Source organism: Acinetobacter sp. NIPH 2100, assembly GCF_000369805.1.
Classification (GTDB): Bacteria; Pseudomonadota; Gammaproteobacteria; order Pseudomonadales; family Moraxellaceae; genus Acinetobacter.
Genome location: NZ_KB850224.1, coordinates 2,103,160 through 2,127,984, shown reverse-complemented (window position 1 = coordinate 2,127,984; position 24,825 = coordinate 2,103,160). Strand labels below are relative to the sequence as shown.

Genomic DNA, 24,825 nt, shown 5'->3' with positions numbered 1-24,825 from the left:
CTATTTGATTACAAAATTACAGAGTTTTTATAGTGAAATAACCACAAAACCTAGTGTATGACTAGAGATTATTCTAAAAATTGTGATGGGCATCACTGTTGAGTTTTGGGCAATAGCACGATCATGAAAACAATAAGAAGGGAAGAGCTAAACTGAAAAAAATTGCAGCATATATTTGTAATAAAATGTAAAAACAACTCTTTTTTCTTTGAAAGCGCTTTTTAAAGCAGGAATCAGTCAGGAGTAAATAAATTATTTGAGAGCGATATTTTTTTCGCGAGATAGTGTGAATTCGATTTTTGGCTAATTAATAACACTTGTGATTGTAATTCGAGTTCGCCATATTCTGGTTCAACTTGCACATAATAGAGTTGACCAAACTCATCACGAACACGTGCCTGAGCAGAAAAACCTGGGCGGGCATTCCCAGTTGAGATTGTGGCTAAGCGTCCAACCAAATTGGTATGGGTATGTGTAACCTTCGGTTTAATCACTTGATCTAGGCAGTGAATCATAAACACGGTAAAGAAGATATCGATGATCAGTGCTGGAACAAATAAATAGTAAGGCGAGATAAAGTAATGCTGCAAAGCAAAGAACGATAGTTCCAAAAAATAGCCTGCAAAACTAAAATTGATCAGTAAGAAAACAAAGATCAAATACTTAGAAAATTTTACATCGAGTAGTGGAGAGTTCAGTAACCAATCTGGAGTGAGCTTTTGAACTAAATGGCTTGGCCGTAAACCAATTACGATGCCAATGGTTTCCGCAATGCTGAGCACAATTAAAGCGACTACGCTCATATGAAATGGCATAAGGTAGTAGTTTAGAAAAAACTCAGTCATCGCAGAATTCATGATTTAAAGCTTAGTCAATATAGATACCACCATCTGAGTGGACTTCCAAATTTACTTTTTCAAGGAAGTCACCCAAACATGGTCCAGAAATACATTCACCTGTTTCGACAGAAAATAAAGCACCATGCGTAGAACACTGAATATATTCTTTATCTTGGTCCAAGAATTGATTTTCTAAATACTCAAGTTCAGTTTGCAAATGTGGGCAAACATTCTGATAGGCATAAAAACTACCATCTTTTTGAGTAATAAAAATCGTGGTTCCTTTCATGGTGTCATAGGCACGAGATTCCCGTTCTGGGACTTCTTCGGTCATGCAAATCTTTTCCATGTTATGCACATTCCTGTTGAGCTTTTTGGAATTGTTCAAAGAGTTTAGCGTAATTTTCTACGCTTAAACGTGGTCCATATTGAGCAACCACTTCACTTGAGATCAAAATAGCAAGTTGTGCTGCTGCTTCCAAGCTTAAACCTGCATTGATTGCATATAAAAATGCACCAGAGAATGCATCGCCAGCACCATTGGTATCCACCGCTTCAACCGCACGACCATTGACATGGAAGTGATGTGCTTGATCTACAATGACAGCACCTTTGGCACCTTGAGTAATCACCACATGTTGATTTTTTAATTTTAAAATTTCAATTGCAGCATCAAGGTTTTCTGTTTCGGTAAACATGAGTGCTTCTTGCTCGTTACAGAACAATAAGTCAACGCCATCATCTAACAGTTCTTCTAGACCTTGACGTGCGTATTGCACCATCGCTGGGTCTGAAAGCGATAAAGCAATTTTAACACCATGCGCTTTAGCCAATTCACGCGCTTGTTTGACTGCAACACGAGCAGTATCACTGGTAGACAAGTAACCTTCGATATACAGCCATTTTGCAGTTTTAAGCGGCTCAAGGTCGATTTGTTCATCAGACAATTCAGCAGTAATCCCAAGGTAGGTTTGCATGGTGCGCTCTGAATCAGGGCTGATCAGAACCATACATGTACCTGTTACGCCTTCACTAATTGATTGTGTCGCGGTTTTAATGCCTGCTTCATTTAAGCCATCGAGATAGATATGACCGAGTTCATCATTACCGACACGGCAACCATAAAATGCAGTACCACCTAGTGCACTGAAAGCGACTGTGGTATTTGCTGCTGAACCACCACTGGCTTGGCCTTTGTAGCTTTGCGTCGCTTGTAATTGTTGATATAAATTTGCCTGAGTTTCACCATCGGCTAACTGCATTGTGCCTTTTTGCAACGCTTGTTGTGTCAAAAACTCATTTGAGACTTTAAATTCTTGGTCAATGAGTGCATTACCAATTGCAAAAAGATCAACAGTTGCCATGTTTGTCATCACAGTAAAAATCAAAAAGCAAAGTTTACACTAATGCTCAAGATTACAGTAGTTTGTTGAAAGAAATTCATCTTATTTATTCTAAAAACCAAAGATATACAACAAAAAAGGACAATAATCAGAATTGGAGAAGATGTGCTTGTATCGATAATAATTCTCAATTAAAAGTAATCGGAATGTATTGTGGTTACGTGGATCGTGAGAATAGATTCAAATATAAGAGTAGCACGCAGCTGAAATGACGCTTTTTTTAAACTTGTATGGTTTATGGGGATGTTGAATGAGAACAGAACGAATTGATTACTTACCGCCAGCATTGGATGGGTTAATCGAATGTTCAGAACGCGAAGGCTTTCAATTTTTAAACCGATTAAAGCAGGATTTTCAAACTGGTAAGAATTGTTTCGATCGATTTGGTGAAGCTTTATTTGTTGTTTATTCACAAAATCAATTGATTGCAGTCGGTGGGCTGAATCAAGATCCTTTTGATCATTTAAATAAAGTTGGTCGCTTGCGCCGTTTCTATATCCATCCTGATTATCGTCGGAAAAGAATAGGAACGTATTTATTGCTGCATGTGGAACGATATGCACAAGCTCATTTTGAAAGATTACATTTACTCACTGATACAGAAAACGCAGCTTACTTCTATCAAAGTATGGGATATGAGCCACTGGTTTCGCTCCATAGTAATTTTCAAAAAATTTTTGAATAAAGTGTGTTTTGATTAGCCGCTGCATTTTTCTACAAAAACATAGTAATTTACATGGATATCCATACGTATTCTTCGGTAGACTCTCTATAATCAATTGTAATGATTTAAATAGATAAATTGGAGATCACATGACTGTCGATGTTACTGAAAGCATTACTCAAACGACACATCCCGCGTTTCAGCTATTACGTCAACACCATGTAGAAGCACTCGATATTCAAGTTTCAGAATATAAGCACAAAGTGACTGGTGCAGTTCACTACCATTTGGCTACAACACACGATGAAAATGTGTTCTTGGTGGCATTTAGAACTCAGCCGATGGATTCCAAAGGCGCTGCACATATTTTAGAGCATACGGCACTTTGTGGTTCTGAAAAGTTCCCTGTACGTGACCCTTTCTTCTTGATGATCCGCCGCTCATTGAATACATTTATGAATGCATTCACAGCAGCGGATTGGACGGCTTATCCTTTTGCAACACAGAACAAAAAAGACTTTCAAAACTTATTATCTGTGTATTTAGATGCTGCCTTCGCGGCCAATTTGAATCCTTTAGACTTTGCGCAGGAAGGGATTCGGATTGAGTTGGAAAATGATCAAGCCGTTTATAAAGGTGTGGTGTTTAATGAGATGAAAGGGGCTATGAGTTCTCCTTCAGATCAGCTTTATCATCAACTTGCACATCATTTATTCCCAGAAACGACTTACCACTACAATTCTGGTGGCGATCCGAAGGATATTCCAGACTTAAGTTATGAGCAGTTGGTTGATTTCTATAAAACACACTATCATCCAAGTAATGCTGTATTTATGACCTTTGGTAATCAAAGTGCATATGACTTGCAAGAACAGTTCGAAAAACTCGCTTTACATAAGTTCTCTCAAGGGACCACGTTATATTCAAAACCAGAGAAGCGTTTAACGGCACCTGTAGAGGTGACTGAAAGTTATGCCGTCGATAGTGAAGATCTAAAAGACAAGACTTACCATGTAATGTCATGGTTATTGCCTGAAACTAGCGATACTAAATTACGTTTAGGGATGCGTTTGGTCGAGGGGATCTTATTAGAGAACTCGGCTTCACCATTACGTCATTATTTGGAAACCTGTGGTTACGCACAATCAACTGGTCCACTCATGGGCGTTGATGACAGCAACTTTGAAATGACCTTCTATTGTGGTGTTCAAGGTTCAAATGCTGAACATGCAGACACATTTAAAAATGGCATTCTCGATATTCTAAAAGATGTGGCTTCCAAGCCTGTAGATACTGATTTTGTCGATGCCATTCTTCATCAAATTGAATTACATCAGCGTGAGATCAATGGTGATGGTACTCCATATGGTTTAAGTCTGATTCTCAATGGATTAGGTAGTGCGATTCATCACAGTGATCCTGTTCATGTCTGGGATGTGGACTCTGCGATTGAACAAGTGAAAGAAGAGTTGAAAGACCCGATGTGGTTATCAAACTTGATTCAAACCCACTTGTTGGATAATCCGCATCGTGTACAAATGACCTTAGTCCCTGATGCAACCAAATCAGTGAAAGAACAACAGGCTGAACAAGCACGTTTGGCTGAGATTACCGCTCATCTGACTGATGCGCAGAAAGTTGAAATTCAGGAAAAAACCGCGGCATTGAAGCAGCGTCAAGACACACCTGATGATCTTGAACTATTGCCTAAAGTTGGTTTGGAAGATGTGCCTGCTGAACTGCAAATTGTGCAAGGTCAACTGCGTGAAATCATCTGTAATGGTTTAGATACACCGTTGAATCTATATCATGCTGGAACCAATGGGATTTACTACCAACAAGTGTTGATTCAGATCCCTGATGAAATCGTACAGTCTCCTTACTTCAATTTACTCTCAATTTTAATGGGTGAGGTTGGTGCAGGTGAGTATGATTACTTGGAGTTCCAGCAAATCCAAACAGCAGTCAGTGGTGGCTTGGGTATGGGTGCATCTTTGCGCAGTAAGGTCGATGATAAAGACCGTATCAGTGCATGGCTCACTTTGACCACAAAATCACTGACGCAAAAACTGGATGCAATTCAATTATTAAAATTGGCATTTGAGCAACTTCGTTTTGATGAGAAAGACCGCATTATCGAGTTATTACAACAGCGTAAAACGCGTTGGCAGTCACGTTTGTCTGGTTCAGGTCATAGTTATGCGATGCAAGCTGCTTCACGTCAAATGAGTGCTCTTGCACGCCGTGATTATCACAATACAGGTTTAGGCGCATTGAATTGGCTCAGTGACTTGGTTGCGAAAATTGATCAAGACGATAGCGCTTATCAAGCCTTGATTAGTGAGTTGCAATCAATTCATCGCAAATTGCTGCAAGCGCCTAAACAGTTCCTATTGGTCTGCGAAGAACACCAGTCTGATCGTTTGGTTGAAGAGGTTCAAAATGTCTGGGATAAGCTGACCGTTGATCAAGCACCTGTGACTTTAACCTCAGTTGAGCATATCAATACCACAGCAGATGAAGCATGGTTAATCCAAGCCAATGTTCAATTCTGTGCATCTGCTTATCAAGCTGTTGATGTTGCTCATCCTGATGCGGCGCCTTTAATGGTGTTGGCGGCTTATTTACGGAATGGTTTCTTGCATAGTGCCATTCGTGAAAAAGGTGGCGCATATGGTGGTGGAGCAAGCTATGATGGCAATGCGTGTTCGTTCCGTTTCTATAGCTATCGTGATCCACGCTTAGCTGAAACGTTTAATGATTTTGAAGCCAGTGTGCAATGGTTACTCAATACCGAACAACAACCACATCAGCTTGAAGAAGCGATTCTGGGGCTTGTGGCGGGTATGGATAAACCGGGTTCACCTGCAGGGGAAGCAATTACTGCATGTTATGCATTATTGCATGCACGTACGCCAAAATTCCGAAAAATCTTGCGAGAACGTCTGTTAAACGTGAATTTGGATGATTTACAGCGTGTTGCACAGCAATACTTATTGGCTCAAAAACCAGTGAAAGCTGTTGTTGCGCCATTTGCGAAACGCGAAGAATTGCAGAAACTTGGATTTAATATTCAGCAAGTCAATTAAAATAAAAAATCGGAGAAATCTATGGGGTTCAAATCTTTTGAACGTAGTCATTTGGAGCTCAGTATCATGGCGATACTTGGCTCTTTAACGACGTCGTTGGCGAATGCACAATCAACTGCACCGACTAGCCCTGCGAGTGTTGAAGCATGTGTGGCTCTGGCTGCAAATGCGGAACGTTTGGCTTGTTATGATAGCCTGTATAAAGCACCTACCATTATTCCAACACAAGCTCAGACAGATGCCGCGCCTGTGGTTGCTGCAGCGATGCCCGTGGTTGAGTCTAATGAAAAAGCCAAGCCTGAATCTTTAAAAGACAAAGTGGTTCAAAAAGTCAGTGACTTGCATCTGTTGGGTGCTGCACCGAAGTTTGATCCGAATGTTTCTTTGTTGGATCGTCGTTGGGAGTTGTCTGAGGAAAGTAAATTGGGGGTGTGGAATATCCGTGCCTATCAGCCTGTTTACTTATTGCCGATGTTTTGGACCAGTGACAAAAACGAATTTCCAAGTAGTCCAAATCCTGAAAATACAGTCAAAGATAAACAAGACTTAAAGTCGAGTGAAGCCAAGTTCCAGTTGTCGTTTAAGACCAAGGCTTGGGAAAATATTTTTGGTGATAATGGTGACCTTTGGGTTGGTTATACTCAATCATCTCGTTGGCAAGTGTATAACTCGGAAGAGTCTCGACCATTTCGCGAGACCAATTATGAGCCTGAAGCAAGTTTGATGTTTAGAACTAACTATGAAGTTTTGGGTCTCAATGCACGTTTGCTTGGTGTGACTTTGAATCACCAATCCAATGGTCGTTCTGATCCATTATCACGTAGCTGGAACCGTGTCATTTTCAATCTTGGGTTTGAAAAAGATAATTTCGCCTTGATGGTTCGTCCTTGGTATCGTGTCGAGGAAGAAGCGAAAGATGATAATAATCCAGACATTAAAGATTATATCGGTCGTGGCGATTTAACTGCATTTTACCGCAAGGGTGATAACGACTTTTCCTTGATGTTACGACATTCATTGAAAGGCGGAGACCGTTCACACGGTGCTGTTCAGTTCGACTGGGCTTTTCCAATCAAAGGCAAATTGCGTGGTCACCTGCAATTATTTGATGGTTATGGCGAAAGTCTGATTGATTATAACCACCGAGCAACATATGCGGGCTTGGGTGTGTCATTGATGAACTGGTATTAAATTGAGTTTAAATATTCCAGATACTTTGTTGCAGCTTGAAGCAAATTGCGGTGTGTTTGCAGTCTGGCTTATCTTAAAGCAATATCATCCGCATATTGATATTGCTGACCTGATTCAATTATGTGGTCATGATCAGAAAGATGGAACCTTTAGCATTGCTTTGGCTGTGGCACTGAAAAAATTAGGCTTTGAGGTGTCGTTCTATACGGCACCTGATCCTCATATGGATGAAAAAGAAAAGCAAAGTTATCTGGAGGCGCAAAGTCTCCAGATTTCGATTCAGGCTGCTTTAACTTATTCAGAGATCCAGAACACTTTTGAACAAGGTAACTTTGTGATCGTGTTTTATGACACATTACAAGGTGTGGGAAACCAATCCTTGATTTATTCAATTGATGAACAAGAGATTAGTTTCTGTGATCATTTTGACGTGATGCCTAAAGCAGTCTTTGAGCAGCAACGTCAAAGTGATGAAATTTGTCGACAAGTGATTGTGATCGAACAGCCTTTAGATCATCATCCAATCTGAATATTGGCATTGGCATGTTTTAAGCGGCTCTTCTTTGGAGTCGCAATTAAATAGGCAAGGGTTAATGGTCCCAGTCGTCCGGTAAACATCAGCAGACTGAGCACAAACAAACTCCCATCATGGAGTTCACTGGTTACACCACGTGATAGACCTACAGTACATGCCGCTGAGACCACTTCGAACATCAGGTCGAGCACATCGAGTTTTGGTTCAAGCAAGAAAATAATAAAGCAGCCAACAAACACCAGCATACCTGTAATTGAAGTCACGGCCAGTGCTTTATAGGTGGTTTCCTGTGAAACGGAATGATTGAAAATACGGATTTCTTCATTACGCCGTAGAAAGGAAATCACACAGAGCAACAAGATTACAAAAGTACCGACTTTAATACCACCTGCGGTACTGAGTGAACCCCCACCAATGAACATCAATAACATGGTCAATAAGGCCGTACTATGTTCCATAGAGCCTGTATCAATGGTATTAAATCCAGAAGAACGTGGCACAGTCGCTTGGAACCAAGCATTCATGGCTTGTTCGCCCAAACTCATTGAACCTAAGGTGAGCGGATTATTAGACTCTAATAGCCAAATCAAGACAAATGCAACGAGGTTTAAAATAGCAATGGTACTGAGAATGAGTTTACTGTTCGGTGTCAGCTTACTCCAACGTTTATTTTGTTTAACATCAATGAGTACCAAAAAGCCAATCCCACCTAGGGTATATAACATGCTGATGGTTAGACAAATCAGATAGTGGCTTTGAAAGTTAATCAAACTGTTATCAAATAACGAAAAACCTGCGTTATTAAAAGCAGAAACGCTATAAAAAACAGCATAATAAAGCCCACGTGCAAAACCATACATGGGGGCAAAAGAAGCGGTCAGGATAATCACGCCAATTAATTCAAACAACAGGGTATACAGCACCACACCTTTGGCGACAAAAGTAACTTTAGATAGACTGGTTTGACCCAAACTGTCCTGCGCCATCATTTGCTGTTTTAAGCCGAGTTTAGGAGCAAGACTTAATGCAGCCAATATGGCAAAGGTCATAAAACCTAAACCACCCGATTGAATCAACAACAGAATAATAAACTGCCCAAGATGATTAAAAGATTCGTTTAGATTAACGACAGATAAACCTGTAATAGTGACCGCTGAGGTTGCTGTAAACAAAGCGTCCATCCAGCTGACATTACCTTTATTGGCAATTGGCATTTTCAGTAATATCGTGCCAATGATAATAAAACTGAGAAATCCAATCGCCAGCAAAGACGGCGGGCTGAGATTGAAAATTTTCTGGGAGTTTATTTTGAATGCCATGTTATGCGAAACATCCTGAAAGTTTTCTAAGATGGCTGAGTGAACCTTCTAAAATCAGGACATCACCCGTTTGTAAGGTAAAATTTGCATCTGTTTCATAGAGAATCTGTTGATCGCGTTTCAGTAACAGCAGTTTAATGTTTGGTTCTTGTTTTAAGATGCCGGATAAATTCACATGGTTGAGCTTTTCATTGACTGGAACTTTAACGATGTAATGATCATCATCCAAAGCCATATAACGGCTTACCATTGGGTAATTTAGTGCTTGAGCAACGCGTACACCCATATCTTCTTCAGGATGGATAATCTTACTGACATTTAAATGGGAAAGGATCGTGTGATGTGCCTTGGTTTTGGCTTTCACCAGAATCTTCTCTACGCCTAAATTCTTGAGATTCAGCACACACAGGATACTCGCCTCAATATCTTCTCCAATTGCGACCACAACCGCATCACAATTTTGTATATTCAGCTCTTCTAGGACATGTTCATCAGTGGCGTCGGCAATCACTGCATGGGTAATACGATCAGCCAAGCTTTCGACATTGCGTTTGATGGTATCAATACCAATAACATCATGATTCAGTTTAGTTAGCTCTAATGCAACAGTTGCCCCAAAACTACCTAAACCAATGACTGCAAACTGTGCCATAACTGTCCTTAACTAAATGATAAAAATGTCTTTTTATTCATTTTAAGATGGATCAATTTATTAGTTTGTAATGATTTTGTTGGCTTGGCAAAGATACATCAGTTGTTGTTTTGATAAAAATAAAAAAGCGGTTTCAAAGCAACATGCTTTGTAAATTTTGTTTACAATGTTAATTGTATTCAGCAACTCTTTTTAAGGGTAAACATCAATTTTAGATCAAGTTAGTGGATAAAAATGAGTTTCTTAGTAAAAACACAACTCCTTAATAATATATTAAAAGAAATTGTATATGTAGCTCCTAAAAATTGGAGGGAAATTATTTATTATGTTGAAAGGATTAAAGATAAGAGTCTAGATCTGAGGCGTGGATCTACTGCCAAATGTTGGCTATCACCAAGTATGAATGAATATAATGAATCTCAAAGACCTGCTATACCCGTTTCTTTCGAGCTGATAGAGGCTGAAGATAATTTATTTTGGAAGAGTGATATGGTTGGTGAGACTTGGTGTGGTCTTGTGATGAAAATTGATAATGCAGGTAAATATATAAGTAAATTTTATTACGAAGGTACCCCTTTGCTGGATGGAAATGATACTGAATTATCAAAAAGACTAGCAGAAATAAAACCTTAAAAAGATTATTGCCTTGTTTCACAGTACATGATGAAAACAAAGCCGACACGAGGTCGGCTTAAGGTACTAGAACGCTTATTTAAGAAAACGCTTATATCCAATATTATTGCTGATTTCAGCATATGGATAAGTGATTTTTTCCAATGTTTCGACTAAGCCATCTGGATTTTGCTTCGCATCGGTTGCTTGCAAGCCAACCAGAACACGACCTTCAGCTGCGCCGTGGTTGCGATAGTGGAACAAGGTAATGTTATGGGTTGGGCCTAAACGTTCTAGGAAGGTTAATAGGGCACCTGGACGTTCTGGAAATTCAACACGGAACAAACGCTCATGTTCGATATTGGCATGACCGCCGATCAAATAACGAATATGCAGTTTCGCAACTTCATCATCAGACAGATCATCTACTTCATATTGTTGTTTCAACATGTCGTGAATTTCATGACGTTCGGTTTCACCACCTTTAAGGCTGATCCCGACAAAGACTTGAGCAAGATTGCTATCACTGGCACGATAGTTAAACTCAGTAATGTTACGACCTTGCAGGGCACGGCAGAAATGCAGGAAGGCACCTTTTTGCTCAGGAATCGTTACGGCATAGATGGCTTCACGACGCTCACCAAGCTCAGTACGTTCTGCAATATAGCGCAAACGATCAAAGTTCATGTTGGCACCACAAACAATTGACACCATATTTTTGTCGGTCAATTGATGCTCTGCGACATATTTTTTGATGCCTGCTAAAGCCATGGCACCTGATGGCTCTACGATACTGCGATTCTCATCATAGGTATCTTTAATGGCCGCACAAATTTCATCTGTATCGACAGTGACAATAACAGGCTCTACGATTGGACCTGAATTATCCGACTTACGTAAACGGATCACATCAAATGGCAACTCGCCAATTTGCGCAACGGCTGTACCATCAGCAAATAGACCCACATGTGGTAACACCACGCGCTCATTTGATTCAAGTGCTGCTTTTAAACATGCAGATTCTTCGTATTCTACACCAATCACTTTGACGTGTGGTGCAACTTCACCTAAATACGCTGCAACACCTGCAATGAGTCCGCCACCGCCAACGGCAACAAAAACATATTCAACATCACGCCATTGACGCAATAATTCATTGGCAATCGTCCCTTGACCAGCAATCACCAGTTCATCGTCATAAGGCGGGATAAAAACTAATCCTTCATCTTCTGCACGTTGTTTTGCATATTTGTTGGCAACATCGAAACTATCGCCATGTAACACAACTTGACCACCTAGGCGTTTAACTGCCTGGACTTTAATATCAGGTGTCGTGCTTGGCATCACAATGATCGCGGGAATGCCTAATTTTTTGCCAGATAGTGCAACGCCTTGGGCATGGTTGCCTGCGGATGCACAAATCACACCACGATCGAGTTGATCTTTAGGAAGTTGGCTAATGCGGTTGTAAGCACCGCGTAGCTTGAAAGAGAATACGGGTTGTAAATCTTCACGTTTAAATCGAATGTTATTATTAATTTTTTGACTAATTCGTGGAGCTGCTTCAAGCGGTGTTTCAATCGCAACATCATAAACCGTTGCTTGTAAAATTTGTCGTACCACACGAGACAGCATGTTCATCTTCCCTATAACAGTTTAAAATAGGCAATCATTGTAGCAAACCCCCGTGCATTTGCGCTGTTTTCTTAGTGCAAATGTCAAAATAGTTGAGTGAAGTCATGAGTCTATATGCAACCCAAGATGAAAAAAAACAAGCTGCAGCTAAAGCAGCTTTGAAACATTTGCCTAAAGGCGGCATTTTGGGCGTAGGAACAGGAAGTACCGTTAATTTTTTAATTGATTTATTGCCTGAATTGCAATTAGAAGCGGCAGTGGCAAGTTCAACTGCGACAGCTGAACGTTTGAAAAAGTTGGGTATCGAAGTGGTCGATATGAACTCTGTCGGTGGTTTAGATGCCTATGTTGATGGTGCAGATGAAATTGACCGTCATATGCATATGATCAAAGGTGGTGGTGCAGCGTTAACGCGTGAAAAAATTGTTGCATCGATTGCGAAGAAATTTGTATGTATCGTGGATGATTCAAAATGGGTGGATCAATTAGGACGTGATTTCCCGCTTCCAGTTGAAGTCATTCCGATGGCGCGTTCTGCGGTGGCACGTAAGATCGTTGCTTTAGGCGGTGATCCAGTTTATCGCGAAGGTGTGGTGACTGATAATGGCAATGTGATTTTAGATGTATTCAATCTAAATATTCTAAATGCGATTGAGTTGGAAAAGACTATTAATGACATTCCAGGTGTTGTGACCAATGGTATCTTTGCATTAAATGCAGCAACAATTGCTGTTGTTGCAATGGACAATGGCATTGAAGAGCGTACAGCACAATAATGCAATCAGTTTCATTAGAAACGCTGTTACCTGAAATTAAAGTGGTTCGACACGCAAGGGCAAGAAATTTGCGCTTGCGTGTTGAGCCAACAGGTATTCGTCTCACAGTTCCATTGTTTTGTAGTAAAAGACAGATTCAGCAATTTCTGCATCAGTCTGAACAGTGGCTGATTGAAACATGGGGCAAACAACAACAGCAATTTAATCAAACTACAACATTTCCCAAATTTTTGACTTTATTTCGCCATAATCAGCCTTTTAAAATTATTCAACAACAGCAACGACATATTTTTAAGTTTGATTTCGAGCAGCAACAGTTATTGATTCGGGATGAACAGTCAGAGCAGGCTTTACAAGCTGCTGTCATGGCGTATGCAAAACAGTATTTACCCGAATATTTGGCGCAGATCAGTCAAGATATTGCTTTGCTATATCAACAATGTTCAATTCGAAGACCAAAAACACGTTGGGGCAGTTGTAGTTCCAAACATGACATCATGCTTCATGCCGCTTTGGTGCTTATGCCTGAACATATTGTGCGATCAGTCTGTGTGCATGAATTAGTACATACAAAACATTTTGATCATAGTGCCGCTTTTTGGAATGAAGTTGAAAAGCATGATACCAACTATCTTGAGCATCGGAAGCAATTGAAACAGACTCAATTGCCAAGTTGGTACTATAAAAAATAATCGAATATACGTTTTGCCTTAGCCATTAAACAGGCGATTGTTTTGAACGCTTAAACCTTTGCGAATACGTAAGGCTTGTTTTAGGGTGGGGACATCATTTTGCCACTGTTTGAGTACTAAGATAATTGCAATAATTTCAGCTCGTGTCAGGATGCCCAGCCAGAAAACTATAATAAATAAAATTTGCGAGTGTCCTGTGATTGTGACTTGTACCAATAAAGCAAATAGAAATAAGGTCCATATTTTGGCGCCTAGACTATGCGTGGCGACTTCTTTTCGAAATTTAATGAAACTTACGGTATAAATGGCAACTTCTGACAGGATTAAAATGACAATTGCCCAAAGGTGTTGATTAAAGAAATCCGGCTGCTGTAGGTAAATCGAAGCAATTGCAAAAATAAAAAAAACTTGGTCAACGTTAGAGTCGAGTCGACGTAATCTTTCAGTAGCAACACCCAAATGTCTTGCAATGATACCATCAAAGATATCACTGAGAAGTCCCAGTGTTAAAAATACCACGGTGTAAATCGGGAAGAATTGAGGTTGTAGCAGGGTAACTGCGACAATGAGAAAACCCAAGAGTAGTCTGGAATAAACAAGTAAAGTTGGAATTTGATATTTTAAAGACATTCAACATCAATAATAAAAACATTTATTTGAGTATAGCAGCCGACATTGAAAATCAAGAAGGCAAATACATATTTTATAAAAATGAGGCTACATGATACATATAAGCAATGGAATCATTGCTCCATTGCTTATATATGCGAATTAAGTCTTAAAAATTGCACTGTAACAACGTTGTTTGCAATTGATCAGGAGCTTTGCGGCTGTCTAGTCCAGCGCTGGCACTTAAGACCTGATTTGCTTTAAGCTTAAGTTGAACAAAATTATATTGCAAAGTGCTATTGTTTGGTTCTGCTGAGCTACTATTTAACAAATATTCAAAGTTGGCTTTATCGACTTGTAGTAAGTTATCTGTGGTATCACCATCCAGTTTAGAACTGTAGGTTTTTCCATCTTTGGTTAGCTCTAACCACCCATCTCCACGAATATTGAGTTGGCAGTTGCTGGTTGAATCTTTGTAATTCCCAATTAAATATTCAATCGAAGGTAAGTTTGCAGTTACAATGTTAATTCCTGTAATGCCTTGTTTACACGGGTAAATTGAGCCATTACATGTTTGAGTTGTATCTGAAAAACCCACAGCAGGACGATAATCACCTGCGCCAAAAATACGGAACGAGGTAGCCGCATTGCTAGTAGGAGCACTACCAGCATAAGCTTTTTGTTGTAATGAGGCATAACCTTTTGGATTTACTATAGCTTGTTGATGGATATCGGCTAGTTGCAATACCGCTTGTTTCAAAGATATTGCAAAATTTTCTCTTGCACTTTTTTGATTTGCGGCAATTGTTATCGCATTATTCTTGGTCGAATCAATATTATCAGGTGCTGTCGTCACTAATGATGTCAACGCACTTTGATCACCACGTATTTTTTTTGCATCAAGATAGCCATCTTTTAAATCAATGGCTAAGTTCTTGGTAAATTCGGCATAATTATTATTTGGATAGACATTTGCCCATTGTTGAATAAAACCAAAACTTAGATATGTATCGGTATATAAACTCAAATTAGTATTTGGTGGTGAAAATATATCTAAAAGATATGATGAGTTTAAATTGGGGATATCTAACTGATAAAAAGCATTTGTTAATGCTGAATTTACATCAGTTGTTGCAAGGTTTAGCTGTAATGCACTGATTTTTGTTGGAGTGCTATTTGTATCCGTTGGGAGTGTACCTGAACGCACTAAAGCACGTTGATAAACCGCTTCTGAGCTAGGGCTGATATAAATAGTCTGAGTCAGAGTATTGGTGTTTACCTCAACGAGACCGTGTAAAGTCATTGATATGCTTTGGTACTGGCGGCTTTGGGAGTCATAGATCAAAGAATTTGGAGTCGTTGAAATCTCAATCCGATACAAACGATCCCGATCTAAAATTCGTGGTAATACAATATCTATTTCTGAGGTTGTTGTTAAATTTCGTTCTAAGACCAAGCTATCATCAAAATTATCAAAAACTTTTAGAGTGACATTTCGCATCTCGACAGGGGTCTTGATATTGAAGTTTTTAGGTTTTGGGACAGAGACCGTTGGAGTGGTTTCTTTTGTTGCTTTACTTTCACCGCTACCACAACCAATCAATGCTGAGCTGAGTAAAAGGGTGCTTAGTCCTAAGCAAATATGATGATGTAATCTTTGTTTTGACATCAAAGAAGGCATTCCAGCTCTCCAGAAAAATTTTGCATCCATGAAATTTATTATTACCACAATTTTTTTATTCTATTCGAATAGTGAAAGGTTTCAATAGTATTTCTTGACCAATGGTAGAATCAATTTAAATATAATGAGTTTATTAGTCTTTATTTATAAATTTATGATCATTTTATGAGGATTCATTACACTTTTATTTTCTTAAAAGTTAGGTACTTGAAGATTGTGTAAAGCGGGTCAAACTGCCATACTATTTGCCTACATGAAAGCTTGAGGTGTTACACGTGATTTCTGTTGGTATTGTTGGTGGAACTGGATACACTGGGGTTGAGCTATTACGTCTTCTATTAAGACATTCACAAGTTCAAGTTCGTATTCTCACTTCTCGTACAGAAGCAGGAAAGCGCGTTGCAGATATGTTCCCAAGTTTACGAGGGCATACAGCACTTGAGTTTTCAGATTTTGATTTAAACCAATTAAAACAATGTGATGTTGTCTTCTTTGCCACGCCTCATGGTGTCGCAATGCAGCATGCAGAAGCGCTTATTGCTGCTGGTACAAAAGTCATTGATCTCGCTGCAGATTTTCGTTTGCAGAATCTAACTCAATTTGAAAAATGGTATGGCATGCAACATAGCTGCCCTACTGTATTAAAAGACTCAGTATATGGTTTAACTGAGTTAAATCGTGAAAAAATCAAACAAGCTGAAGTGATTGGTAATCCTGGATGTTATCCAACGACCGTACAATTAGGTTTAGCGCCACTACTTAAAAATTCAGATCAGTTGATTGATACACAAAGTATTATTATCGATGCTAAATCAGGTGTGTCTGGCGCTGGTCGTAAAGCAAGCCTTGGCATGATCTACAGTGAAAATGCCGATAATTTCAAGGCTTATGGTGTTGCAGGACATCGCCATCATCCTGAGATTGTAGAAGCACTGGAAAATATATCTGGGCAAAAAGGACAGTTTGATCAACTGATTTTTGTACCGCATTTAGTGCCAATGATTCGTGGCATGCTGAGCACAATTTATGTCGACCTGACTGAACAGGCACAACAGGTTGATCTTCAAGCGTTATATGAAGATTTCTATAAAAATGAACGTTTTGTAGATGTGATGCCTGCAAATAGTTCACCAGAAACACGAAGTGTTCGTGGTGCCAATGAGTTACGAATTGCACTATATCGTCCTCAACCCAATAAATTGATTATTTTGGTTGCACAAGACAATTTGGTGAAAGGTGCAGCAGGTCAAGCCATTCAGAATATGAACTTAATGTTCGGTTTTGATGAAGCAGCTGGCTTGGAAGGTATTGGTTTATTACCATAAAAAACGCTTTTTTACTTCACACACATTTAAATTTCGATTCTAATGTGTGCTTTGATGTAGATCATAAAGATAGAGATGATGATGGAAAACGTTGAACCGACTACTTCACCAGACAGTTCCGTTGAAAAAAATAAATTCTTAAAAACGAATTTACCTTTGATTGTTGGCGCCGTGATTCTGATCGGCGGCAGTTTTACGCTTGGTTATACGGTAGGTCATCGTCAGGGTTTAACTGTGGTTGGTTATGATGCAGATGCTGAGCAATTGGTAGATGTGGTTCAGAAACAAAAAACTGCATTGGATTCTGTGACTAAGAGCCTGAATGCTGCTGTTCAAGAGCGTGATATGGCGGTAGGTAATGCAGATGATTTATTTAAAGCGGTAAACCAAGCCAATGCAGATAAATCGCAGTTTGAAGGAATGAATGCGATTTATCGTGACATTTTGAAACAGCGCGGTGGTGTAAGTCTAACCATTCAAAATATGGCCATTAAGTCTTTACCTGAAAATGCTTATGAATATCAGATTGATCTTGTTCAAGTCAGCCCAACTAAGCGCCGTGCCACAGGTTCGGTTGAGTTGCGCTTGATTAAAGATACAGAAGTTCTGGTTGTACCTTTAGAAGACAAAAACTTTAACTTTGATGATTTTGAACGTTTAACGGGGCGTTGGACAATGCCTAAGGGCTTTATGCCTCAATTTATCGAAGTACGTTTAACAGGGGCTGGTACGCCAGTCATCAAACGTTTTAGTTGGCAACGTGGTAAGCCTGTCGATGTAGGCTCTGCTTTCGTGTCAGAAATACCACAAGCTGAAGCTAACGCTCAATAATTTTTTAGATTAAGAACTCAATATGCGAAGATATAAACGTCAAATGAATTTAAGTGAAGTGAAAAATTCTTTTCATCAATCAGGTTATGTCGATTGGCACTTAAGTCCACGTTTAAGTGATTCGCAAGAGGATCATGAAGGTGAGGTGGTTGTACAGACAGCCCCTCCAGAATTAAAACGACCGCCTTTATATGCGGTTGTTTTAATGAATGATGATTACACACCAATGGATTTTGTCATTGAAGTATTGCAAAGTTATTTTGGCATGGACCTTGATCAAGCAAGTCAGGTGATGCTGACGGTTCATTACGAAGGTAAAGGTACCGCGGGCATTTACCCACGTGATATTGCTGAGACAAAAGCAAATCAAGTGAATAACTATGCACGAGCTCAAGGTCATCCTTTGTTGTGCCAGATCGAACCTGAGCGAGGATAAAAACAAAGCGAAGCTTTGTTCCGAGCGCAAGACGAGCAACTATGTTGCAAGTAACAGCGTTAAGAAAAGTAACGCTCTTGCGGAATTTCATTCCTCATACGCGAGACCTTGCGCCATGGTATGGCTCATATGTTATGAGTAATAGCGTTAAGAAAGAAAAGCTATATTCGTCATGTGATTTAAGTGCTAAATCAACACATATATTGTTTTGTGCTAAAAATATGAATCAATATACTGACTATCTTTATATTCAACCTATAAATGATTAGTTAGGCTTTAAACAAGATCATGGTGTATTACAATTTTTCATAGGTTTAATGCTCTTTCATAAATGAAGAGTAGGTTTGCTGAGTTTTTGAACGATTAGATAAGTCTTATTCTCTTTGTAATTAAATTTTTACAACAATACTTTGTTTTGAATCTTGACCAAGATACTCAACTAATGCTAACAGTAAGATATGAAGCAAAGAGGCTTGTAAGACGTATCTTCAAAACGATTACAGACGCTCAGCGGATCAAGTCAATAATTAGCTTTTTCATGAAAAGATTTCTCTTTTTTGATTAAGCCCAAGAGATAAGGGGGTTACATGCTCAGTCGTCAATTAGAAGTATCGTTACGTTTGGCTGTTAGCATGGCTCGTCAAAAGAGACATGAGTTTCTGACAGTTGAACATTTGTTGCTTGCCTTGCTAGATAATGATTCTGCCGTAAATGCATTAAAAGCATGCGGTGCTGATATCGTTACTTTGCGTAAAGAATTAGAGGAATATGTAGAGCAACATACCCCAAAACTTGGTGATAATAGTGAACAGGCACCTCATCCAACCGAGAGCTTTGACCGAATTTTACAACGTGCAATTTTCCATGTTCAGTCAAGTGGTGGTGATCGTACTGTTGAAGGTGCGGATGTTTTAGTTGCGATGTATTCGGAACGGGATTCTTTTGCTGTTTATTTATTAAAGCGTCATCAAATCAACCGTTTAACTTTGACACAATACTTATCTCATGGCACACGTAAAGATGAGATTCAAGTTGAAGAAGAAGTTGAAGATATTGAAGGTGAAAGTGCAGCTTCAGCAAATGCTGGGCCACTTGAGCAATACACGCTTAACTTAAACATCGAAGCACAAAAGGGTAAAACTGATCCTTTAATTGGACGTGAAAAAGAAATTGAGCGTGCGGCTCAGATTTTATGTCGTCGTCGTAAAAACAATCCACTTTTAGTGGGTGACCCAGGTGTGGGTAAAACGTCGATTGCAGAAGGTTTGGCATGGTTAATCGTCAATGGTAAAGCGCCTAAACCACTTGCGAATGCTGAAGTCTATAGCTTAGACATTGGTGCTTTGGTTGCAGGGACTAAATATCGTGGTGACTTTGAGAAGCGTTTAAAACAATTGTTGAATGCTTTGAAAAAGAATCCAAATGCGATCTTATTCATTGATGAAATTCATATGATTATTGGTGCAGGCTCAAGTATGGGCAGTACCATGGATGCATCGAACTTGATTAAACCTGCTTTGGCAAATGGTAGCTTACGTTGTATTGGTTCAACGACCTTCCAAGAATATCGTCAAGTGTTTGAGAAAGACCATGCTTTATCACGTCGTTTCCAGAAAATTGATGTGAATGAACCAAGTATTGGTGAAACGATCGAAATTTTACGCGGCTTGAAAAGCAAGTTCGAAGATTTCCATCATGTTGAATACGATGATAAAGCTCTTGTCGCTGCTGTTGAGTTGTCAGCTAAATTTATCAATGATCGTTTTTTACCAGATAAAGCGATTGATGTGATTGATGAGGCTGGTGCACAACGCCGTTTGAAAGCTGAAGTTGATGGCACAACCATCTCGGTTGAAAATATCGAAGACATCGTTTCTAAGATTGCACGTATTCCACCGAAAACAGTGTCTAAAGATGACAAGTCTGTACTTGAGAATCTGGAGCGTGATCTTAAACGTGTTGTATTTGGTCAAGATGAAGCGATTACAGCACTTGCATCAGCGATCAAATTATCTCGTGCAGGCTTGAAAGCTCCAGATAAACCAGTGGGAAGTTTTGTCTTTGCAGGTCCAACAGGTGTGGGTAAAACCGAGGTTACGAAACAACTGGCGAAATTGCTTGGTGTCGAGTTGGTTCGTTTTGATATGTCTGAATATATGGAACGCCATGCGGTTTCTCGCTTGATCGGTGCACCTCCAGGCTATGTTGGATATGATCAAGGTGGTTTGCTGACAGATGCGATTCATAAAAATCCGCATTGTGTACTCTTGCTTGATGAGATTGAAAAAGCACATCCAGATGTATTCAATTTGTTGTTACAAGTCATGGATCATGGTGCTTTAACAGACAACAATGGCCGTAAGTCTGATTTTAGAAATGTGATCATTGTTCTTACGACCAATATCGGTGCAGAAAGTATTGTTCGTGCAAGTATTGGTTTCACTGAACAAGATCATAGTGCAGACAATCAGGATGCAATGAAACGTGCATTCTCGCCTGAATTCCGTAACCGTTTAGATGGCGTGATTCAATTTAAATCACTTCCAACCACAATTATCGATTCAGTAGTGGACAAATTCTTAACCGAGTTGCAAGCGCAGCTTGATGAGAAACAAGTGGTACTCGAAGTGGATCAAAGTGCTCGTGATTGGTTGTCAGCTAATGGTTATGATCGTCTGATGGGTGCTCGCCCAATGCAACGTCTGATTCAAGAGCATTTGAAAAAGCCGCTTGCTGAGATGATTTTATTTGGTGAGCTTGCTGAGCATGGTGGTAACGTTGCGGTTTCTGTGAAAACAGAAAATGGCAAAGACGTTGGTTTAAAATTGGAAGTATTTGAAGATCATATTAACCCGAGTGCTGAACCTGCTTAATGTTTGAACTTTCTTTCTCGATAACCCAAGTACTTAAAGTATTTGGGTTATTTTTCGTCACAGCAATTGCTGAAATCTTAGGTTGTTATTTTCCTTATTTAATTTTGAATCAAGGAAAATCGCATTGGTTATGGGTTCCTACGGCTTTAAGCTTAGCAGTCTTTGTTTGGTTACTGACTTTGCATCCTGCGGCATCAGGTCGTATTTATGCAGCCTATGGTGGGATTTATATTTTTACTGCCCTGATGTGGTTGCGTTATGTCGATCAAGTCATGCTAACGCGTTGGGATATTTTAGGTGGGATCGTTGTTCTTTGCGGCGCTTGCCTAATTATTTTGCAGCCGCAAGGTTTGGTTCGTTAAACGGAAATTAGCATGGTGCACATTGTTACCATGCTGATCTATATCAATGAAAGTTTAACCTAATAGATAACTTTCATTGATTCCGCATTCTTTAACAAAATTTTCATCATGCGACACCAATATCACTGCACCATTAAAAGAATCAATGGCTTGGGCGAGTAACTCACGCGATTCAATATCGAGGTGGTTTTCTGGTTCATCCAAAAGTAATAGCTCAACAGCTTGTTGTTTCAACCCAAGCAGAGCGACTTTTAAACGTTCGCCACCACTTAAATTGCTTAAAGAGCTCAGCGCCTTATCTCTACGGATTTTTAGGTTTCCTAAACGTGTACGTGCTTGTTGCTCAGTCAGATTTGGATCAATAGCACATAAATATTCAGCAGCAGATATATTTTCATCGAGTAATGAAAGATTCTGATCCAGATAAATAGAACTTACTTTGCAATAAATTTCTCCTGCACGCGGAGAAATTAAACCTTGAATGGTTTTGAGTAAAGTGGATTTACCCGTACCATTTGCACCGCTTAAATGTAATTTATCTCCCGCAGTTATCGCTAGATCAATAAGTTTAGTTTCGACATAAGCAAGTTTTAATTGTTGGCAACGTAAGATTTCTCCTGATTTACCAGTGGTATGAGTAAACTCAAAAGATTGGGTTTTAAGATGCTCCAGTTGGGTTTGCTTCTGCTGTAATTCATCTTTTGCATCTGAAAGCTGTTTACTCTGTTGTTTGCGTAGGTGAGAAAGAGATTGCTCGGACTGTTCTTTCTTGGCATCCAATAAGATGGGGGCTTGAGAGCCAGAAGCCCTTATTTTTTCACCTACTTTTTTGCGCTTTTGCGCTTTGATTTGGCTTTGATGTTGCTGCTCCTTGAGTTGTTTCAGCTCGCGTTTCTCTTGCGATACAACGTGTGATAATGCTGCGACTTGTGCTTGATACTGTTGTTGATACAGTGCGTAGTTACCACCGTAATAATGCATGCCAAATTGATTGAGCATAAAAATACCTTGTACATGCGCTAAAAGCTGTCGGTCATGGCTAATGATGAGCCCACCTGTAGGATGTTGAACCATTTGATCGATTAACCATTGTCGTCCTTGGGCATCCAGATGATTGCTTGGTTCATCCAAAAGCAGATAATGATCTTTCAATAGGAATAAACGACAAAGGGCAAGTTTGGTTTTTTGGCCCTCACTCAAATTTTGAGTCGGGGTATCTAGTGCTGTAGGTAAACCTGCACTTTCTAAAAGTTGCTGCCATTCTGTTGGTAAGTGCCAAAGATGTTCGACTAGATCGTAATCCGTAAATGATGCGGTCCCTTGCTGGATACGCTCAAAGCATAGATATAAATCTTCAATATCGAGGGCTTGAGCAATGGTATTGGCTTGGACTCGCTGGAGTTGAGCAAGATGTTGATGTGGGCATTGCCAAGAAATTTGGCCTGAATAGGGCAGTTCGGATGCTGTTTGTTCGTGCAAAAGAGACATCAATAGCGATTTCCCTTGACCATTACGTCCGATCAGTCCTGTAAACTGATGTAAAGGAAGTTGGAATGTAAGATGATCAAACAGTTTTTGCTGAGCTAGTTCAAGTGATAAATTCGAAACGATACATGCCTGTTGAGTCATAAGAAACCTCATAAACAGGATATGCAAAATAGCGAGATCGAGATAAATTTTAGAATGACAATCGCTAAACGATAGATAAGTCTATTTTGCACATCAAAAAGAAAAAAGAACTTTGATGATGGAAATAGAACTTACTTCATTGGCGTAATCTCGAATTGGTTTATTTTTCAACTATTCTATGGATGAAAACACGAAAGGTCAAATTTTACTATTTTGAAGTTTTGATTAAAAAAAGATAAAAAGTGCTTGTCAAATGCTGAAATAGTGCGTAATTTAAGGGTTAGGAACAGTTTTTTAGATATTTGAAATAAACATGTTAAAGCATACTGTAAACACAAACGCATACTTTTATTTTTGGCAATATATGTAGTTGCCTGATGCGTTTCGGGCAGCAAAAAAGGGTTGCCCAACCAGTTAATACCTGATCGGCAACACCGATCAGGTTTTTTTATGCTTTAACAATCATGATTTTAGGAGAAATACCATGTATACATTTAATTATTCATATTTTAGCAAGATTTCTTGGTTTTACTTTGCAAAAAAATCAACATCGCTTAGATCACACTTGCTCAAATAAATGATAGGACTGCGAAGAAGGTCAGTCCAAAGGAATTGAAAAATGAATGCTTTAAATACTGCTTTGACACAACCAACACATACAAAAGAATCAATGCTCAGCTTGCCATCACAACTCAAAGCGCAGTATCCCTTGTCTGCAACTTTAGCGCAGCAAATTTCAAAACATCGTCAAACGATTCAGAATATTTTATCAGGACATGATCATCGTTTAATGGTGATTACGGGTCCTTGTTCGATTCATGATCCTATCGCAGTACTCGAATATGCTGATCGCCTCCAACAACTACAAGAACAGGTAAAAGATCAAATATTCTTGGTGATGCGTGCATATATTGAAAAGCCACGTACGACCGTGGGCTGGAAAGGTTTCTTGTATGATCCCAATTTAGATGGATCATCAGATTTACAACTTGGTTTAGAAAAGTCTCGTGCGCTTTACTTGCAACTCGTCGAAAAAGGCTTGCCGATTGCCAGCGAAATTTTAAGCCCAATGGCAACAGGTTACTTTGATGATTTACTGGCGTGGGGTGCAATTGGTGCACGCACCAGCGAATCACAGATTCATCGTGAAATTGCCAGTCACATGCCGTACAGCATTGGCTTCAAAAATGGTACAGATGGTTCGATTCAAATTGCTTTGGATGCGATTCAGTCAGCACTGCATGGCCATCAATTCTTGGGGATGACCCAGCAAGGTTTACCTGCAATTTTGCATAGTCATGGTAATCCATTACCACACTTAATTTTACGTGGTTCAAATCATGGGACCAATTATGATTTGGCTTCGATCCAAGCCATGCACTTCAAACATAAGCATTTACCTGCATTAGTCATTGATTGTAGTCATGGCAATAGTGGTAAAGATCCTTTATTACAGCCACAGGTTTTACAGCAAATTATTGCAGAACGTGCGGAATCAAAAGTACGTGGTGTGATGATTGAAAGTCATTTGGTCGATGGTAATCAAAAGATTTCTTGTGATATGACCTATGGCCAATCCGTTACAGATGGTTGTTTGGGCTGGGACAAAACAGCACAAGTCTTGTTAGATGTTGCTGAACAAATGCGACATAAAAACTAAATTTGAATAAAA

General features: G+C 39.5%; 22 protein-coding genes and 1 pseudogene. 14 read left to right on the top strand and 9 right to left on the bottom strand.

Annotation, left to right across the window (positions count from 1 at the left end):
- Nucleotides 1-233: 233 nt before the first annotated feature.
- The 3 genes from F887_RS08060 to F887_RS08070 are packed head-to-tail and all read right to left on the bottom strand — an operon-like array spanning nt 234 to nt 2,203.
- Nucleotides 234-845: an OB-fold-containig protein gene (locus tag F887_RS08060; protein WP_171067468.1), complete on the bottom strand. Its 612-nt coding sequence runs from the start codon at nt 843-845 to the stop codon at nt 234-236.
- A 22-nt stretch (nt 846-867) separates the two neighbouring features.
- Entirely contained in the window at nt 868-1,173 is a 306-nt protein-coding gene (locus F887_RS08065) for a Rieske (2Fe-2S) protein (RefSeq protein ID WP_141669874.1), read from the bottom strand.
- 16 nt (nt 1,174-1,189) lie between these two features.
- Complete coding sequence (locus F887_RS08070) at nt 1,190-2,203, bottom strand: adenosine kinase (protein ID WP_005294558.1); 1,014 nt, start codon at nt 2,201-2,203, stop codon at nt 1,190-1,192.
- 289 nt (nt 2,204-2,492) lie between these two features.
- Between F887_RS08070 and F887_RS08075 the strand changes: the two genes are divergently transcribed.
- The 4 genes from F887_RS08075 to F887_RS08090 all read left to right on the top strand — a co-directional run bounded on the left by F887_RS08075 (nt 2,493) and on the right by F887_RS08090 (nt 7,715).
- Complete coding sequence (locus F887_RS08075; RefSeq protein ID WP_005294555.1) at nt 2,493-2,927, top strand: GNAT family N-acetyltransferase; 435 nt, start codon at nt 2,493-2,495, stop codon at nt 2,925-2,927.
- A gap of 128 nt (nt 2,928-3,055) precedes the next feature.
- Nucleotides 3,056-5,995: an insulinase family protein gene (locus F887_RS08080; RefSeq protein WP_005294552.1), complete on the top strand. Its 2,940-nt coding sequence runs from the start codon at nt 3,056-3,058 to the stop codon at nt 5,993-5,995.
- A gap of 21 nt (nt 5,996-6,016) precedes the next feature.
- Nucleotides 6,017-7,186 (top strand): phospholipase A, encoded by a 1,170-nt coding sequence (locus F887_RS08085; RefSeq protein ID WP_005294551.1) that lies wholly within the window; start codon nt 6,017-6,019, stop codon nt 7,184-7,186.
- Between the two features lies 1 nt (nt 7,187).
- Nucleotides 7,188-7,715: a cysteine peptidase family C39 domain-containing protein gene (locus F887_RS08090; RefSeq protein ID WP_005294549.1), complete on the top strand. Its 528-nt coding sequence runs from the start codon at nt 7,188-7,190 to the stop codon at nt 7,713-7,715.
- On the opposite strand, the gene F887_RS08095 is transcribed toward F887_RS08090, so the two are convergent.
- Together F887_RS08095 and F887_RS08100 are read right to left on the bottom strand one after the other, a co-directional pair.
- Nucleotides 7,703-9,040: a TrkH family potassium uptake protein gene (locus tag F887_RS08095; RefSeq protein ID WP_005294545.1), complete on the bottom strand. Its 1,338-nt coding sequence runs from the start codon at nt 9,038-9,040 to the stop codon at nt 7,703-7,705. The genes F887_RS08090 and F887_RS08095 overlap by 13 nt on opposite strands.
- Nucleotide 9,041: 1 nt before the next feature.
- The gene (locus F887_RS08100; protein ID WP_005294542.1) at nt 9,042-9,692 is read right to left on the bottom strand and encodes a potassium channel family protein; all 651 of its coding nucleotides are present in this window, start codon (nt 9,690-9,692) and stop codon (nt 9,042-9,044) included.
- Between the two features lie 234 nt (nt 9,693-9,926).
- Between F887_RS08100 and F887_RS08105 the strand changes: the two genes are divergently transcribed.
- Nucleotides 9,927-10,325: a hypothetical protein gene (locus F887_RS08105; RefSeq protein WP_005294539.1), complete on the top strand. Its 399-nt coding sequence runs from the start codon at nt 9,927-9,929 to the stop codon at nt 10,323-10,325.
- A 75-nt stretch (nt 10,326-10,400) separates the two neighbouring features.
- Here F887_RS08105 and ilvA read toward each other — a convergent pair whose 3' ends face one another.
- Nucleotides 10,401-11,945 (bottom strand): threonine ammonia-lyase, biosynthetic, encoded by a 1,545-nt coding sequence (ilvA, locus tag F887_RS08110; RefSeq protein ID WP_171067402.1) that lies wholly within the window; start codon nt 11,943-11,945, stop codon nt 10,401-10,403.
- Between the two features lie 98 nt (nt 11,946-12,043).
- On the opposite strand from ilvA, the gene rpiA reads away from it, so the two are divergent.
- Nucleotides 12,044-12,715, top strand: coding sequence for a ribose-5-phosphate isomerase RpiA (rpiA, locus tag F887_RS08115; protein WP_005294533.1), 672 nt, complete (start codon nt 12,044-12,046; stop codon nt 12,713-12,715).
- Nucleotides 12,715-13,407, top strand: a complete 693-nt coding sequence (locus F887_RS08120) for a YgjP family zinc-dependent metalloprotease (protein WP_005294530.1) — start codon at nt 12,715-12,717, stop codon at nt 13,405-13,407. The genes rpiA and F887_RS08120 overlap by 1 nt, the downstream gene beginning before the upstream one ends.
- Before the next feature lie 18 nt (nt 13,408-13,425).
- Here the strand turns inward: F887_RS08120 and F887_RS08125 are convergent, their stop codons facing one another.
- Both F887_RS08125 and F887_RS08130 read right to left on the bottom strand, forming a co-directional pair.
- Nucleotides 13,426-14,037: a CDP-alcohol phosphatidyltransferase family protein gene (locus F887_RS08125; protein WP_005294528.1), complete on the bottom strand. Its 612-nt coding sequence runs from the start codon at nt 14,035-14,037 to the stop codon at nt 13,426-13,428.
- A 148-nt stretch (nt 14,038-14,185) separates the two neighbouring features.
- Nucleotides 14,186-15,697: a hypothetical protein gene (locus F887_RS08130; RefSeq protein WP_005294525.1), complete on the bottom strand. Its 1,512-nt coding sequence runs from the start codon at nt 15,695-15,697 to the stop codon at nt 14,186-14,188.
- A gap of 275 nt (nt 15,698-15,972) precedes the next feature.
- Here F887_RS08130 and argC point away from each other — a divergent pair, with 275 nt between their 5' ends.
- The 6 genes and pseudogenes from argC (at nt 15,973) to F887_RS08155 (ending at nt 21,524) form a co-directional block, all read left to right on the top strand.
- Entirely contained in the window at nt 15,973-17,022 is a 1,050-nt protein-coding gene (gene argC / locus F887_RS08135; RefSeq protein WP_005294522.1) for an N-acetyl-gamma-glutamyl-phosphate reductase, read from the top strand.
- An 81-nt stretch (nt 17,023-17,103) separates the two neighbouring features.
- Nucleotides 17,104-17,853 carry a DUF6776 family protein gene (locus tag F887_RS08140; protein ID WP_005294520.1) on the top strand — a complete coding sequence of 250 codons (750 nt, stop codon included), beginning with the start codon at nt 17,104-17,106 and terminating at the stop codon, nt 17,851-17,853.
- A 22-nt stretch (nt 17,854-17,875) separates the two neighbouring features.
- Nucleotides 17,876-18,289 carry an ATP-dependent Clp protease adapter ClpS gene (gene clpS / locus F887_RS08145; protein ID WP_167515355.1) on the top strand — a complete coding sequence of 138 codons (414 nt, stop codon included), beginning with the start codon at nt 17,876-17,878 and terminating at the stop codon, nt 18,287-18,289.
- Between the two features lie 382 nt (nt 18,290-18,671).
- Nucleotides 18,672-18,758, top strand: a pseudogene (locus F887_RS18815) (ATP-dependent Clp protease adapter ClpS); the annotation flags it as partial.
- Between the two features lie 118 nt (nt 18,759-18,876).
- Nucleotides 18,877-21,162 carry an ATP-dependent Clp protease ATP-binding subunit ClpA gene (gene clpA, locus F887_RS08150; RefSeq protein ID WP_005294516.1) on the top strand — a complete coding sequence of 762 codons (2,286 nt, stop codon included), beginning with the start codon at nt 18,877-18,879 and terminating at the stop codon, nt 21,160-21,162.
- Complete coding sequence (locus F887_RS08155; RefSeq protein WP_005294514.1) at nt 21,162-21,524, top strand: YnfA family protein; 363 nt, start codon at nt 21,162-21,164, stop codon at nt 21,522-21,524. Before clpA ends, F887_RS08155 begins: the two co-directional genes overlap by 1 nt.
- A gap of 54 nt (nt 21,525-21,578) precedes the next feature.
- On the opposite strand, the gene F887_RS08160 is transcribed toward F887_RS08155, so the two are convergent.
- On the bottom strand, nt 21,579-23,153 hold the full coding sequence (locus F887_RS08160; protein WP_005294512.1) for an ATP-binding cassette domain-containing protein: 1,575 nt from the start codon (nt 23,151-23,153) through the stop codon (nt 21,579-21,581).
- A 619-nt stretch (nt 23,154-23,772) separates the two neighbouring features.
- Between F887_RS08160 and F887_RS08165 the strand changes: the two genes are divergently transcribed.
- Nucleotides 23,773-24,813, top strand: coding sequence for a 3-deoxy-7-phosphoheptulonate synthase (locus F887_RS08165; RefSeq protein WP_005294511.1), 1,041 nt, complete (start codon nt 23,773-23,775; stop codon nt 24,811-24,813).
- Nucleotides 24,814-24,825 lie beyond the last annotated feature (12 nt).